At 66.2% G+C, this 14,152-nt stretch carries 9 protein-coding genes; all 9 read right to left on the minus strand.

Going from position 1 to position 14,152, the window contains the following annotated elements; genetic code table 11:
* Positions 1-157: 157 nt before the first annotated feature.
* The 9 genes from ACZ5R1_RS19710 to aroK all read right to left on the minus strand — a co-directional run bounded on the left by ACZ5R1_RS19710 (position 158) and on the right by aroK (position 14,150).
* A complete protein-coding gene (locus tag ACZ5R1_RS19710; protein WP_027598902.1) occupies positions 158-1,681 on the minus strand; it encodes an MFS transporter in 1,524 nt (507 codons plus the stop codon).
* A gap of 110 nt (positions 1,682-1,791) precedes the next feature.
* The gene (locus ACZ5R1_RS19715; protein WP_115946670.1) at positions 1,792-2,805 is read right to left on the minus strand and encodes an Ldh family oxidoreductase; all 1,014 of its coding nucleotides are present in this window, start codon (positions 2,803-2,805) and stop codon (positions 1,792-1,794) included.
* 92 nt (positions 2,806-2,897) lie between these two features.
* Positions 2,898-3,965 (minus strand): uroporphyrinogen decarboxylase, encoded by a 1,068-nt coding sequence (hemE, locus tag ACZ5R1_RS19720; RefSeq protein ID WP_042136641.1) that lies wholly within the window; start codon positions 3,963-3,965, stop codon positions 2,898-2,900.
* Positions 3,966-4,061: 96 nt separating this feature from the next.
* Positions 4,062-4,502 (minus strand): cyanase, encoded by a 441-nt coding sequence (gene cynS, locus ACZ5R1_RS19725; protein WP_027598905.1) that lies wholly within the window; start codon positions 4,500-4,502, stop codon positions 4,062-4,064.
* A gap of 190 nt (positions 4,503-4,692) precedes the next feature.
* A complete protein-coding gene (locus ACZ5R1_RS19730) occupies positions 4,693-6,111 on the minus strand; it encodes an FAD-dependent oxidoreductase (protein WP_027598906.1) in 1,419 nt (472 codons plus the stop codon).
* Between the two features lie 91 nt (positions 6,112-6,202).
* A complete protein-coding gene (gltB, locus tag ACZ5R1_RS19735) occupies positions 6,203-10,651 on the minus strand; it encodes a glutamate synthase large subunit (protein ID WP_115946669.1) in 4,449 nt (1,482 codons plus the stop codon).
* 216 nt (positions 10,652-10,867) lie between these two features.
* A complete protein-coding gene (locus tag ACZ5R1_RS19740; RefSeq protein WP_115946668.1) occupies positions 10,868-12,466 on the minus strand; it encodes an AAA family ATPase in 1,599 nt (532 codons plus the stop codon).
* An 18-nt stretch (positions 12,467-12,484) separates the two neighbouring features.
* The gene (aroB, locus tag ACZ5R1_RS19745) at positions 12,485-13,579 is read right to left on the minus strand and encodes a 3-dehydroquinate synthase (protein ID WP_007161628.1); all 1,095 of its coding nucleotides are present in this window, start codon (positions 13,577-13,579) and stop codon (positions 12,485-12,487) included.
* Between the two features lie 52 nt (positions 13,580-13,631).
* On the minus strand, positions 13,632-14,150 hold the full coding sequence (gene aroK / locus ACZ5R1_RS19750; protein ID WP_007161627.1) for a shikimate kinase AroK: 519 nt from the start codon (positions 14,148-14,150) through the stop codon (positions 13,632-13,634).
* Positions 14,151-14,152: the final 2 nt, after the last annotated feature.

Raw genomic sequence — 14,152 nt, forward strand, 5'->3', positions numbered from 1 at the left:
TGTTCCACAAAGCCCGACAGCCCAGCAATGCAAGCTCCGGACCGACTGGGGCGCGGCCGACCGGCGCAGGCGTCCGGCACCTGCCGCCGCCTGCAAAAGCCCGCATTATGGTGGTCGCTAGCTGAACGTCGGCTTAAGGGCCGGCAAACGTCGCGCCCTAGCGAAAATGCCGTTGCACGGCCATGTAGAGGGCCAGCGCCAGACCGATCCAGCCGACCAGCCAGAAATAGTCGAGATAGCCCAGCACCTGGCTCTGGCGGGTGACCAGACTGGAGATCTGCGCCAGGGCGCTGTCGGCACCGGTGGCCAGCCGATAACGCTCGCCATAGGCCTGGTAGGTCTGGGCATAGGGAGTGACCGCGGCGCTGAGCACCGAGGCATGGAAGGCGTCGCGCCACTGCAGGAAGACGTTGGACAGCACGATGCCCATGGGCATGACCAGTTGCTGGGTCATGTTCTTGATCTGGTAGGCCTGGCTGAAATAGGCCGGCTCGACGCGCATGAAGGTGTACATGATGATCACCGCGAAGGTGCCGATCAGGTAGGTGCCATGCATCATCAGCCCAGGCACCAGCTGCTGGTAGAGGGGCACGTCGGCATGCTGGCGCACCATCCAGAAGCCGTAGCCGGCCAGCAGCAGGTAACCCGCCACGAGGTACTTGCGAAAGCCGCCCCAGGGAAAGCGCTCGCGCAACCGCACCGAGGTGATCATCAGCAGCGGCGCAAGGCCGCACAGCCAGCCCAGCGCCATGACGCCCCCGGCGGTATAGACCGGCAGTTGCAGGCCGTTGACCACGTATTGGGGGATGATGAAGTTGTAGGCGCCGAGCAGGAAGTAGTTGAGCATCATGAACAGCATGCCGGCGAGAAAGCCCGGGGTGATGGCGTGCTTGAAGTCCAGGGTCGGTCGCGCCAGGCCGCGCTCGTAGTAGACATAGAGTCCGAGGATGGCCGCTCCCACCAGCAGCTCCACGGCCAGCCACGGACCATCGCTGAAGAAGTCGAAGGCCAAGCGCTGGGTGGTGGTGGTCAGCAGCAGACTGCCCACCGTCAGCAGCACCATGGACAGCAGCGACGGCGCCCCGGAATTCTGCAGCGGATGGGAGCGCCGCGGCAGCGACAGCCAGACGCAGACGGCCACCAGCGCGCAGGCCAGCGCCGGCACCATGAAGATGGCGCGCCACTGGTGACCTTCCAGCAGCTCCGCGGTGGTGAAGGAGGCCAGCGCACCACCCAGGGGCACGCCCGAGGCGAAGGCGCGAATCCCGGTCGGCAGCTGGGGGCCGGAAAAATACATCTGCACCAGTACCCGCGCCCCGGCAAAGAAGGTGGCGGCACCGGCGCCCATCAGCGCCCGCCCGACGATGAAGGTCGGCAGATCGGTGGCCACCAGGCAGCACACCTGGCCGACCAGGTGGATGCCGACGGCGGCGAAGATCAGGTTGCGATAGCCCAGGCGCTGGGCGAACCACTGGTGCGGGGCGCTGGTGACGATGACCGCGGCGCTGTAGCAGGCGGTGGCCAGGGTGTAGCTGCGCTGGTCGATACCCAGGCCGCCATATACGTAGCGGTTGGCCAGGGCGATGGAGAGATTGTCGAGAAAGTACACCAGCACCATCAGGGTGATGCTCAGCAGCAACAGGCCGCGATGATGGGGGCGATCGGTGTCGTCGGCGTACATGAAGACCCAGGCTGGCACTAAGGGGGCCAGTCGTGGACCCTGCGTCCAGGGCGGGGTTCAGAGACTGCGTTGGCGCAGCCTCTTCGAAGTGATGCGGATCGCGTCCTGGCTCAGCCGGGCAGCAGCGCCCGGACGTCGGCCAGGAGTTCGTCGGGCACCTCCAACCAGCCACGGGTGGTATTGCGTTCTCGTGCCTGGTAACGACGCTGCGACGGCAGGCGGGCGCCCTGGGCTTCGATGCCGGCGAACAGCTGCTCGGCGCGCTGCTGGTAGTCGGCTACCGCGGTACCGAGAAAGCGCTGGGGATCGAAGGCCAGGATGAGTTCGCCGTGATAGGGCAGCCCGCCGGCACCGGCGTCGACCGCGGAAGACTCCGGACTGGTGAGATCGCCGATCAGCGGGCCGGCGAGCAATTCGATCATGGCCGACAGCGCCGAGCCCTTGTGACCGCCAAAGGTGAGCATGGCGCCCTCCTCCAGCACGGTGCGGGCATCGTTGCTGGGCGCGCCCTCGGCATCCACTCCCCAGCCCTCGGGCAGGGCTTTGCCTGCGCGACGATGCAATTCGATTTCGCCGCGGGCCACGGCGCTGGTGGCGAAATCGAAGACGAAAGGCGGACCCTCGGGCCGCGGCCAGCCGAAGGCCAGGGGATTGGTACCGAACAGCGGGCGACGACCACCGGCCGGGGCGACATAGGCCTGGGTCGGATTGCAGGCCAGGGCCACCAGGCCCCTGGCGGTAAGGGCTTCCATCTCCACCCAGAGCGCCGAGAAGTGCACGCAGTTGTTGATCGCCAGGGCTGCCAGGCCACAGCTGCGCGCCTTGGCGTCGAGCAGGGGCAGCCCCGTCTCGAAGGCCAGCGGGGAGAAGCCGCCACCCGCATCGACCCGGACGATGGCCGGAGCCACGTCCTCTACCGTCGGCTCGGCATCGGGCACCACCTTGCCGGCCTTGAGCGTCTTGACGATGCCCAGCAGCCGATAGATGCCGTGGGAGGCGCAGTCGTCACGCTGGCCGGCGACCATCATGGCGGCGATGGCAGCGCCCTGCGGCTGACTGAAACCTTGGGCCGCGAGCACCTCTTCGGCCAGGTGCTGCAGGTCTTCCGGGGTCATCTGGGCCATGGCGGCGCTCCGTTGGGAAAACCCCGACTATGCCGCAACCGGCCACGACCCGCTCGCTCGACTTGGGATCGGTCGTGCCGATCCCGGCACAGTCAGCCCTGGTGATAGCGCCCCGACAACTCGTGCACGGCCTCGATGAAGGCACCGGCATGGGCCGGATCTACCTCGGGGGTGATGCCGTGGCCGAGGTTGAAGACGTGGCCGCTGCCCTGGCCATAGCTTTCCAGGATGCGCCCCACCTCGGCGCGGATGGCCGCCGGCTTGGCGTAGAGCACGCTGGGGTCCATGTTGCCCTGCAGGGCGACCTTGCTGCCGACCCGCCGACGGGCTTCACCGATGTCGCAGGTCCAGTCCAGGCCCAGGGCCTCGGCGCCGCTGTCGGCCAGGCTTTCCAGCCAGAGACCGCCATTCTTGGTGAAGAGGATCACCGGCACCCGGCGTCCTTCATGCTCGCGGATCAGCCCGGCGACGATCTTGCGCATGTAGGCCAGGGAAAATTCCTGGTAGGCCGCGGCGGACAGGTTGCCTCCCCAGGTATCGAAGATCTGTACCGCCTGGGCGCCGGCGCGGATCTGGCCGTTGAGGTAGGCGGTGACCGCCTGGGCCAGCTTGTCCAGCAGTAGGTGCAGGGCCTCGGGGGTGTCGTAGAGCATGGCCTTAGCCTTGCGGAAATCCTTGCTGGAGCCGCCTTCGATCATGTAGGTGGCCAGGGTCCAGGGGCTGCCGGAAAAGCCGATCAGGGGTACCCGCCCGTCCAGCGCCGTGCGGATGGTGCGCACGGCGTCCATGACGTAGCCCAGGTCGGATTCGGCATCGGGTATCGGCAGCGCCTCGATGTCGGCCGGGGTGTCAATCACCTTGCGAAAGCGCGGACCCTCGCCGGTCTCGAAGTAGAGGCCCTGCCCCATGGCGTCGGGGATGGTGAGGATGTCGGAAAAGAGGATGGCGGCATCCAGCGGATAGCGCTCCAGCGGCTGCAGGGTCACCTCGCAGGCGAATTGCGGGTTCTTGCACAGACTCATGAAGTCCCCGGCACGCGCCCGGCTGGCGCGGTACTCGGGCAGATAGCGTCCGGCCTGGCGCATCATCCACACCGGGGTGACATCCACCGGCTGCTTGAGCAGGGCACGCAGGAAACGGTCGTTCTTCAGGGCAGTCATGGCGACATCCGGCAGCAAAAGTGCCGGCATTGTCGCAAAGCGGCTGGCAAAAGGCACGGCACCGGGGCGTGCCTTTTGTCTATCGCACCGATCGGCTTACCAGCTCTTGTAGGGCAGGAACTTGCCGTTGAGCACGATCTGCACCCGGTCGCCCTTGGGATCGGCCACCCGCGAGATGTCCATGCTGAAGTCGATGGCACTCATGATGCCGTCGCCGAACTCTTCATGGATCAGGGTTTTGATGGTATCGCCGTAGACATTGATCATCTCGTAGAAACGATAGATCAGCGGATCGGTGGGCACGGCCTTGTCCCACTGCTTGTGCGGACAGGCTTGCAGCGCCAGGGACACCTCGCTCGGCAATTCCAGCACCTGGCACAGGCGTTCCGCCACCGCCGGCGCCATGCTGTTCATGCCCAGGCAGGCAGAGGTGGTCCAGACCGGCGACATTTCCAGGCTGGCGGCGATCGCCGCCCAGCTCAGGCCCAGGCGCTGCTTGGCGGCGAGAATGGCGGCGGTCATTTCGGGCTTGTTCATGGCAGTACCTCGCAGGAGAGAACCGGGATCTTTGCAGACCCTGTGCCAGACACAGAAAGCGCTCTGGCACAGGCTCCGCAGCGCACTTACCTGCCATCACTGCACCAGAACGCAGCCCTGCCCCTGGATGACGCCCAAGAAAAAAGCCGACCGGCTCAGCGCCGGTCGGCTCTTGTCCAGCCGTCGGGTATTAGACGCCCAGGTAGTCGAGGATGCCCTCGGCGGCGTTGCGACCTTCGAAGATGGCGGTCACCACCAGGTCGGAGCCGCGCACCATGTCGCCACCGGCAAAGATCTTCGGGTTGCTGGTCTGGTGCTTGAACTCGTGCAGCCCCGGCGCGACCACGCGGCCCTGGCTGTCGAGGTCGATGCCGAATTGCTCGAACCAGGGCGCCGGGCTCGGCCGGAAACCGAAGGCGATGACCACCGCATCGGCCGGCAGGATCTCCTCGGAACCGGGGATCGGCTCGGGACTGCGACGACCGCGGGCATCGGGCTCGCCCAGACGGGTCTCCACCACCTTGACGCCTTCCACCCGGTCTTCGCCGATGATGGCGATGGGCTGGCGGTTGAAGAGGAACTTCACGCCCTCTTCCTTGGCGTTCTTCACTTCCTTGCGCGAGCCCGGCATGTTGGCGGCGTCGCGGCGGTAGGCGCAGGTCACGCTCTTGGCGCCCTGGCGAATGGAGGTGCGGTTGCAGTCCATGGCGGTGTCACCACCCCCCAGGACCACCACGCGCTTGCCCTTCATGTCGACGAAGTCGGCCGCATCCTTTTCGAAGCCCAGGTTGCGATTGACGTTGGCCACCAGGAAATCCAGGGCATCGTGCACGCCGGGCAGGTCTTCGCCGGGGAAGCCGCCCTTCATGTAGGTGTAGGTACCCATGCCCAAAAAGACCGCATCGAATTCCTCGAGCAGCTGGTCCATGGTCACGTCCTTGCCCACCTCGGTGTTAAGGCGGAATTCCACGCCCATCCCGCCGAAGACCTCGCGACGACGGCTGAGCACGGTCTTTTCCAGCTTGAACTCGGGAATGCCGAAGGTCAGCAGGCCGCCGATCTCGGGGTGCTTGTCGAACACCACCGGGGTCACGCCGTTGCGCACCAGGATGTCGGCACAACCCAGGCCGGCCGGACCGGCACCGATGACGGCGACGCGCTTGCCGGTCGGCTTGACCTTGGACATGTCCGGGCGCCAGCCCATGGCGAAGGCGGTGTCGGTGATGTACTTCTCCACCGAACCGATGGTCACCGCGCCGAAGCCGTCGTTGAGGGTACAGGCACCCTCACAGAGGCGATCCTGCGGGCAGACCCGGCCACAGACCTCGGGCAGGGTGTTGGTCTGGTGCGACAGCTCCGCCGCCGCCAGGATGTTGCCTTCGGATACCAGCTTGAGCCAGTTTGGAATGAAGTTGTGCACCGGGCACTTCCATTCGCAATAGGGGTTGCCGCAACCCAGGCAGCGGTGCGCCTGCTCGGCAGCCTGCTGCGGCTTGAAGGGATCGTGGATCTCGACGAATTCCTTCTTGCGCTGGCGCAGCAGCTTTTTCTTCGGATCCTTGCGACCGACCTCGATGAACTGGAAGTCGTTGTTCAGACGTTCAGCCATTTCCAAACCTCTTGAAGCGACGCCCTTTTCTGCCGGGCGCCACGAGCTATCACGGTGAAACCGGCGCCCTGGGGAGCCGGCATCGAAGTCGTTATTCCGGACGGGCGCGGGTGCTGACCAGCAGCGACGCAAGGCTTGCGGCCTTGGGCTTCACCAGCCAGAACTTGCGCAGGTAGTCGTCCAGGTTTTCATGGAGATGGCTGCCCCAGGCACTGCCGGTCTCGCGCACGTATTCGGCCAGCACCCCTTCCAGGTGGCTGCGATAGGCTTCCATGGCTTCGCTGTTGATGCGCTGGATTTCCACCAGCTCGTGGTTGACCCGGTCATAGAAGCCGTTATCCAGGTCCAGCACATAGGCGAAGCCGCCGGTCATGCCCGAGCCGAAGTTGTAGCCGGTCTTGCCCAGGACGCAGACGAAGCCGCCGGTCATGTATTCGCAGCAGTGGTCGCCGGTGCCTTCCACCACGGTGTGGGCCCCGGAGTTGCGCACCCCGAAGCGCTCACCGGCGGTGCCGGCGGCGAACAGCTTGCCACCGGTGGCGCCATAGAGGCAGGTGTTGCCGATGATGGCCGATTCCTGGCTCTTGAAGCCCGCGCCCTGGGGCGGGGTGATGACCAGCTTGCCGCCGGTCATGCCCTTGCCCACGTAGTCGTTGGCGTCGCCTTCCAGATACAGATGCAGGCCGCCGGCGTTCCAGACGCCGAAGCTCTGGCCGGCGGTGCCCTTGAAGCGGAAGGTCAGCGGCGCCTTGACCATGCCCTGGTTGCCGTGGCGCCGGGCAATCTCGCCGGAGACCCGGGCGCCGATGGAGCGGTCGCAGTTGCCGATGCTCAGGCTGAACTCACCGCCTTCGAGCTTTTCGATCCCTGGCAGCGACAGACGCACCATTTCCTCAGCCAGCAGACCCTGGTCGAACGGCGGGTTCTTTTCCACCTGGCAGTATTGCGGCTTGTCGGCCGGAATGTGATCGCTCCCCAGCAGCGGGGTGAGATCCAGGTGCTGCTGCTTGGCGGTCTCGCCCGGCAGGATTTCCAGCAGGTCGGTACGGCCGATCAGCTCGCCCAGGCTGCGCACGCCCAGCCTGGCCAGCCACTCGCGGGTTTCCTCGGCGATGAAGGTGAAGAAATTCATCACCATCTCCACCGTGCCGATGAAGTGTTCCTTGCGCAGCCGGTCGTTCTGGGTGGCGACGCCGGTGGCGCAGTTGTTCAGGTGGCAGATGCGCAGGTACTTGCAGCCCAGGGCGATCATCGGCGCGGTGCCGAAGCCGAAGCTCTCGGCGCCGAGGATGGCCGCCTTGATCACGTCCAGGCCGGTCTTCAGGCCGCCGTCGGTCTGCACCCGCACCTTGCCGCGCAGGTCGTTGCCCCTCAGGGTCTGGTGCGCCTCGGCGAGGCCCAGCTCCCAGGGCGAGCCGGCGTACTTGATGGAGGTCACCGGCGAAGCGCCGGTACCGCCGTCGTAGCCGGAGATGGTGATGAGGTCGGCATAGGCCTTGGCCACACCGGCGGCCACCGTACCCACCCCGGGCTCGGAGACCAGCTTGACCGACACCAGCGCCTTGGGATTGACCTGCTTGAGGTCGAAGATCAGCTGCGACAGGTCTTCGATGGAATAGATGTCGTGGTGCGGCGGCGGCGAGATCAGGGTCACGCCGGGCACCGCATAGCGCAGCTTGGCGATCAGGCCGTTGACCTTGCCGCCCGGCAGCTGGCCGCCCTCGCCCGGCTTGGCGCCCTGCGCCACCTTGATCTGCAAGACCTCGGCGTTGACCAAGTACTCGGGGGTGACGCCGAAGCGGCCGGTGGCCACCTGCTTGATCTTGGAGCTCTTGATGGTGCCGTAGCGCGCCGGATCCTCGCCACCCTCGCCGGAGTTGGAGCGCCCGCCCAGGCGGTTCATGGCCTCGGCCAGGGCCTCGTGGGCCTCCGGCGACAGAGCGCCCAGGGAGATGCCGGCGGCGTCGAAGCGAGTGAAGATGTTGGCCAGCGGCTCGACCTCTTCCAGGGCCAGGGGCTGGTCGCTGGTCTTGACCTTGAGCAGGTCGCGGATCATGGCCACCGGACGCTGGTCCACCAGCGCGGTGTATTCGCGGAACTTGGCGTAGTCGCCCTGTTGCACGGCGGCCTGCAGCAGATTGACCACGTCCGGGTTGTAGGCGTGGTACTCGCCGCCATAGACGAACTTGAGCAGGCCACCCGGCTGGATCGGCTTGCGGTTGTTCCAGGCTTCGCCGGCCAGCAGCTTCTGCTCGGCTTCCAAGTCGACGAAGCGCGCACCCTTGATGCGGCTGGTGACGCCGGGGAAGCAGAGGTCGGTGACCTCGTCCGCCAGCCCCACGGCCTCGAACAGCTGGGCGCCGCGATAGGAGGCGACGGTGGAGATGCCCATCTTGGAGATCACCTTGAGCAGGCCCTTGGTGATGCCCTTGCGGTAGTACTTGAACACCTCGTAGAGATCGCCCAGCACCTCGCCGGTGCGGATCAGATCGCCCAGCACCTCGTAGGCCAGGAACGGATAGACCGCGGTCGCACCAAAGCCCAGCAGCACGGCGAAGTGGTGCGGATCGCGGGCGGTGGCGGTCTCCACCAGGATGTTGCTGCTGGTGCGCAGGCCCAGGTTGACCAGGTGGTGGTGCACGGCGCCGGTGGCCAGCACCGCATGCACCGGCAGCTTGCCCGGCTCGATGTGGCGGTCGGTCAGCACCAGCAATACCTTGCCGGCGCGCACGGCCTCCTCGGCCTGCTCGACGATGTTGCGCAGCGCCGCCTCGAGGCCCATGGACTCGGGGTAGTTGAGGTCGATCTTGACATGCTCGAAGCCGGGCTTGGGCATGTTGAGGATGGTCCGCCACTTGGCCGGCGAGACCACCGGGCTGCTCAGGATGGCGCGATCGGCGTGCTCGGCGGTTTCCTCGAAGACGTTGCGCTCGGCGCCCAGGCAGGTCTCCAGGGACATGACGATGGACTCGCGCAGCGGGTCGATCGGCGGGTTGGTGACCTGGGCGAATTGCTGGCGGAAATAGTCGTAGGGCGAACGGATGCGCCGCGACAGCACCGCCATCGGGGTATCGTCGCCCATCGAGCCCACGGCTTCCTGGCCCTGCTCGCCCAGCGGGCGCAAGACCTGGTCACGCTCCTCGAAGGTGACCTGGAACATCTTCATGTACTGGCGCAGCTGATCCTGGTCGTAGAAGGCTGAACCGTGATCGTTGTCGTCCAGGGTCGCCTGGATGCGCATGGCGTTCTTGCGCAGCCACTGCTTGTAGGGATGGCGCGCCTTGAGGCGATTGTCGATGTCGTCGGTCTGCAGCACCTCGCCGGTCTCGGTGTCCACGGCGAGGATCTGGCCCGGGCCGACCCGGCCCTTGGCGATGACGTCGTCGGGCTGGTAGTTCCAGACGCCGACTTCCGAAGCCAGGGTGATGTAGCCGTTCTTGGTGGTCACCCAGCGCGCCGGGCGCAGGCCGTTGCGGTCGAGCAGGCAGACCGCGTAGCGGCCTTCGGTCAGCACCACGCCGGCCGGACCGTCCCAGGGCTCCATGTGCATGGAGTTGAATTCATAGAAGGCGCGCAGATCGGCGTCCATGGTCTCGACGTTCTGCCAGGCCGGCGGAATGATCATGCGCACGGCGCGGAACAGGTCCATGCCGCCGGTCACCAGCAGCTCCAGCATGTTGTCCATGCTGGAGGAATCGGAGCCGACCCGGTTGACCAGCGGACCGAGCTGGTCGAGGTCCGGGATCAGTTCGTTGACGAACTTGGTCCGCCGCGCCTGGGCCCAGTTGCGGTTGCCGGTGATGGTGTTGATCTCGCCGTTGTGGGCGAGGTAGCGGAAGGGCTGCGCCAGCGGCCACTTCGGCAGGGTGTTGGTGGAGAAGCGCTGGTGGAATACGCAGATGGCGGTGGCCAGGCGCGGATCGCCGAGGTCCGGATAGAAGGCGGCGAGATCCGCCGGCATCATCAGGCCCTTGTAGACGATGACCCGCGACGACAGGCTGCAGATGTAGTGCTCGGCGTCCTCGGCATTGCGCACCGAGGAACGGCGGCGCGCGGAGAACAGCTTGACCCCGAACTGCTGATCGTCGAGACCGGGACCGGCGACGAATACCTGCTCGATGCGCGGCAGGCGGGCCAGGGCCAGTTCGCCCAGCACCGAGGTGTCGATGGGCACCTTGCGCCAGCCGACCAGGGTCAGGCCGGCGGCCTCGATCTCCAGATTCATGTTGGCGCGGGCCTGTTCGGCGCGGGCCTCGTCCTGGTTGAAGAACACCACGCCCGCGGCGTACTGCTCGGGCAACTCGGCGCCGAATTGTTCCTGGGCGATGGCGCGCAGGAAGGCGTCCGGCTTCTGCATGAGCAGACCGCAACCGTCACCGGTCTTGCCGTCCGCGTTGATACCCCCCCGGTGGGTCATGCAGGTCAGGGCTTCGATGGCCGTTTCCAGCAGGTCGTGGCTGGGCTCGCCCTGCATATGGGCGATCAGGCCGAAGCCGCAGTTGTCCTTGAAGCTATCGGGATTGAACAGGCCTGCTTTCATAGCGCTCTCACCGGCAATCAGGTTATTGCGAAGGCATCACAAAACGGTCCGCTTATTTGAACTTTTTTCGGACAGTCAAAGGCTGACCAGTGTAGCGAAAAAATCGCTTACGACAAACACTGATGACACCTGATGAAAATTCGATGACGCAAAACAGAAAGCCCCGGCGTCACTCTCGTGATAGCGCCGGGGCTTTCTTTTCGTGCCAGGCAAGAATCAGCGACTGGTGGCGATATCCTGCTGGATGCTGGCAAAGGTCCGCGGCCAGGGCTTGCTGGCCTGTACCTTGGCCGGCAGCTGCTTGACCGCCGCCTCGGCCGCCGCCCGATTGGTGAAGTTGCCGTAGGTCACCACATAGAGCGCCTTGCCCTGGTAGCTCTTCTTGAAATAGCGGAAGTTGCCACTGTCGGCCTGGGCGGCGATGAAGTCCTGCGCAGCCTTTTCGGTGCTGGTGCCCACCACCTGCAAGGCGTACTTGCTGCCCGCCTGACTGCCGTACCAGCCCGCCGCAGCGCCACCGGTGTGCGCAGGGGCAGCAGCCGGGGCCGGCTTGGCCGGTGCCGGCGCGGGGGTCGGCGCAGGTGCGGTATGCCGGGGCGCCGGAGCGGCCACTGCCGGCGCGCTGGGCGCTGGCGTGCGTGTCGGTGTCCGGCTGGGCAGTTCGTCCTCGTCACTGATGGGCGGGGCGTCGGTGGTCACGGTGGGCGGTACGCCACCCGCACCCATGTCGTTGCCAGCAGCGGTACCAGCCTGACGCCCTCCCGCCGCTTCCGCCAGGGGTTCGCGGATGACCGGCTGCGACTCGCCCACCAGCGGCAGGGGTAGCGGCTTGGAAGAGCCATCGAACTGGATGGGCGCCCCCTGGGCGTCCTTGCCGACGGACGAGGTGTTCTGGCCGCCCATGGGCAGGTCCTGCCCGGCCGTGCCGGTCGCCGGGGTTTCGCTCTTGCCGCCCTTGAGCGACAGCGCCGCGGCGCCGACTGCCAGCACCACCACCCCGAGAATGACCAGATGCTTGCGCGGCAGCGCCGCCAGCAGATTGCGCGAGCCCTTCGCCGGAGCAGCGGCCTTCTTGCGCCGGGCGGTCATGCCGGCCACCAGGACATCCCGGGCTTCCTCGTTGAGCCGACCGGGCCAGCCACCGGAGCGCTGGTGAATGGTCGCGAGTTGCTCGTCGGTAAAGATCTCCAGCCCCTGACCGGCACCCTCCAGGCGCTGGGCGAGATATTCCTCGGCCTCGCTTTCGCTGTAGGGCAGCAATTCGATGGCGTGATAGCGCTCTTCGCCCTGGGCGATGTCCTCCAGGCGCATCACCACTTCCGCCTCGCCGAACAGGAAGACGTGCAGACGCTCCTTTTCGCCGCCACCGGCCAGCTCCAGCAGGGCTTCCAGGGCGGGGGTGGCCAGCGCCTCGGCGTCATCCACCAGGATGTAGACCTCCTGCCCCGCCAGGCGCACTTCCGCCGCCTGCGCGAGAATGGCCGCCGGCGTCTGGCTGTCGGCGCCCACGCCCTTGGCGACCTGGGCCAGCACGGTGCGGGCGTCGCCGCCGTTCTGCGCGGAAATCACCACGCAGTGCACCGCTTCCTTCTTGGTGCTGGCCGCCAGCGCCTGACGCAGCAGCGTCTTGCCGCTGCCCTCGGGACCGCTGACCACCAGCAACAACTGGCTGTAGCGGGCCAGGTGATGCAACTGACCCAGCACCGGCTTGCGCTGCGCCGGAAAGAATTTGAAACCGGGAACGCGGGCGGCGAACGGGTCGTGAGTGAACTGATAGTGACCGAGGAAGGCTTCGTCGGCGTGCAGATTGGACATGGGACTCTCTTGTTCTCCTTACTGGGCGGTCAGCGCTTGGTAATCGGTACGCAGCGTCTGCTCGAGAATGTCGCGGGCGAAGTCGGCGGTCACCACGGCCTGGCCCAGGTCACTGAGCAGTACCAGCCGGAGTTGTCCATCCAGGACCTTCTTGTCCACCGCCATGAGGCGTTCGAAATCGGCCGGCTGCATGTCGGCCGGCGGTACCACGGGAAGCCCGGCCCGGACCAGCAGGCGCAGGGCGCGGTCGCGCTGGGCGGCCGTGAGCCAGCCCAACAGCAGGGACATCTGCAGCGCCATGACCATGCCGGCGGAAACCGCTTCGCCGTGCAGCCAGACGCCATAGCCCTGGTGGGTCTCGATGGCGTGGCCGAAGGTATGCCCCAGGTTGAGGATGGCCCGCAGACCCGACTCGCGCTCGTCGCTGCCGACCACCTGGGCCTTGGCCGCGCAGGAGCGCTCGATGGCTTCGGTGAGGGCCTGCTGGTCCAGCGCCAGCAGCGCCTCGACATGCTCCTCGAGCCAGCCGAGGAAGGGCTCATCGCAGATCAGGCCGTACTTGATGACCTCGGCCAGACCCGCCGACAGCTCCCGCGCCGGCAGGGTCGCCAGGCTGGCGGTGTCGATGACCACGGCCTTGGGCTGGTAGAAGGCGCCGATCATGTTCTTGCCCAGCGGGTGGTTGATGCCGGTCTTGCCGCCCACCGAGGAATCGACCTGGGACAGCAGCGTGGTCGGCACCTGGATGAAGTCCACCCCGCGCTGATAACAGGCCGCGGCGAACCCGCCCATGTCGCCGACCACCCCGCCACCGAGGGCGATGAGGGTGGTCTTGCGATCATGGCGATCCTGCAGCAGACCGTCGAAGATCAGCTGCAGGGTTTCCCAGTTCTTGTGCGCCTCGCCATCGGGCAGCACGATCGAGCTGACCTGGCGATCGCCCAGGGTGCGCAGCAGGCGCTCCAGATAGAGCGGCGCGATGGTTTCGTTGGTGACGATCGCCACCTTGCGCCCGGCGAGATGGGGCAGGAAGCATTCCGGCTGATCCAGAAGGCCCTGGCCGATGTAGATCGGGTAGCTGCGCTCACCGAGCTCGACGTGAAGAGTCCGCATGCCGTCACCTTGATTCAAAGGGCGCCTAGCATAGCGCAGAACGCCTGCGGCTTTAATGCGGTGCCAGGGCTTTCAGACGGTCGAGTATCTGCAGCACGACCAGCCGGGGCGGCCGCTCGTCGGTCTCGATGATGATGTCGGCGATTTCGCGGTACAGCGGATCGCGCATGGCCATGAGAGTGCGCAGCACCGCCGCGGGATCGGCGGTCTGCAGGAGCGGGCGATTGCGATCGCGGGAGGTGCGCTCGATCTGCTGCTCGATGGAGGCATGCAGATAGATGACCCGCCCACCGCGCTTGAGCGCCTGGCGATTGTCCTCGCGCAGCACGGCGCCACCGCCGGTGGCCATCACCAGGCCGTTTTCCGCGCACAGCTCGGCGATCGCGGCGCGTTCGCGCTCGCGAAAGCCCTGCTCGCCTTCCACATCGAAGATCCAGGGGATGTCGGCACCGGTACGTTCTTCGATTACCTTGTCGGAATCCTTGAACGGCAGCCGCAATTCCTTCGCCAGGAGCCGGCCGATGGTGCTCTTGCCCGAGCCCATCGGTCCTACGAGAAACAGATTACGCACTT

The sequence above is a fragment of the Pseudomonas sp. Pso3 genome (assembly GCF_055393275.1).

What these genes read in the sequence shown, in the direction of transcription:
- ACZ5R1_RS19730 (WP_027598906.1), bottom strand. Translation starts at nt 6,111, where the DNA reads ATGGCTGAACGTCTGAACAACGACTTCCAGTTCATCGAGGTCGGTCGC.
- hemE (WP_042136641.1), bottom strand. Translation starts at nt 3,965, where the DNA reads ATGACTGCCCTGAAGAACGACCGTTTCCTGCGTGCCCTGCTCAAGCAG.
- aroB (WP_007161628.1), bottom strand. Translation starts at nt 13,579, where the DNA reads ATGCGGACTCTTCACGTCGAGCTCGGTGAGCGCAGCTACCCGATCTAC.
- ACZ5R1_RS19710 (WP_027598902.1), bottom strand. Translation starts at nt 1,681, where the DNA reads ATGTACGCCGACGACACCGATCGCCCCCATCATCGCGGCCTGTTGCTG.
- ACZ5R1_RS19715 (WP_115946670.1), bottom strand. Translation starts at nt 2,805, where the DNA reads ATGGCCCAGATGACCCCGGAAGACCTGCAGCACCTGGCCGAAGAGGTG.
- cynS (WP_027598905.1), bottom strand. Translation starts at nt 4,502, where the DNA reads ATGAACAAGCCCGAAATGACCGCCGCCATTCTCGCCGCCAAGCAGCGC.
- ACZ5R1_RS19740 (WP_115946668.1), bottom strand. Translation starts at nt 12,466, where the DNA reads ATGTCCAATCTGCACGCCGACGAAGCCTTCCTCGGTCACTATCAGTTC.
- gltB (WP_115946669.1), bottom strand. Translation starts at nt 10,651, where the DNA reads ATGAAAGCAGGCCTGTTCAATCCCGATAGCTTCAAGGACAACTGCGGC.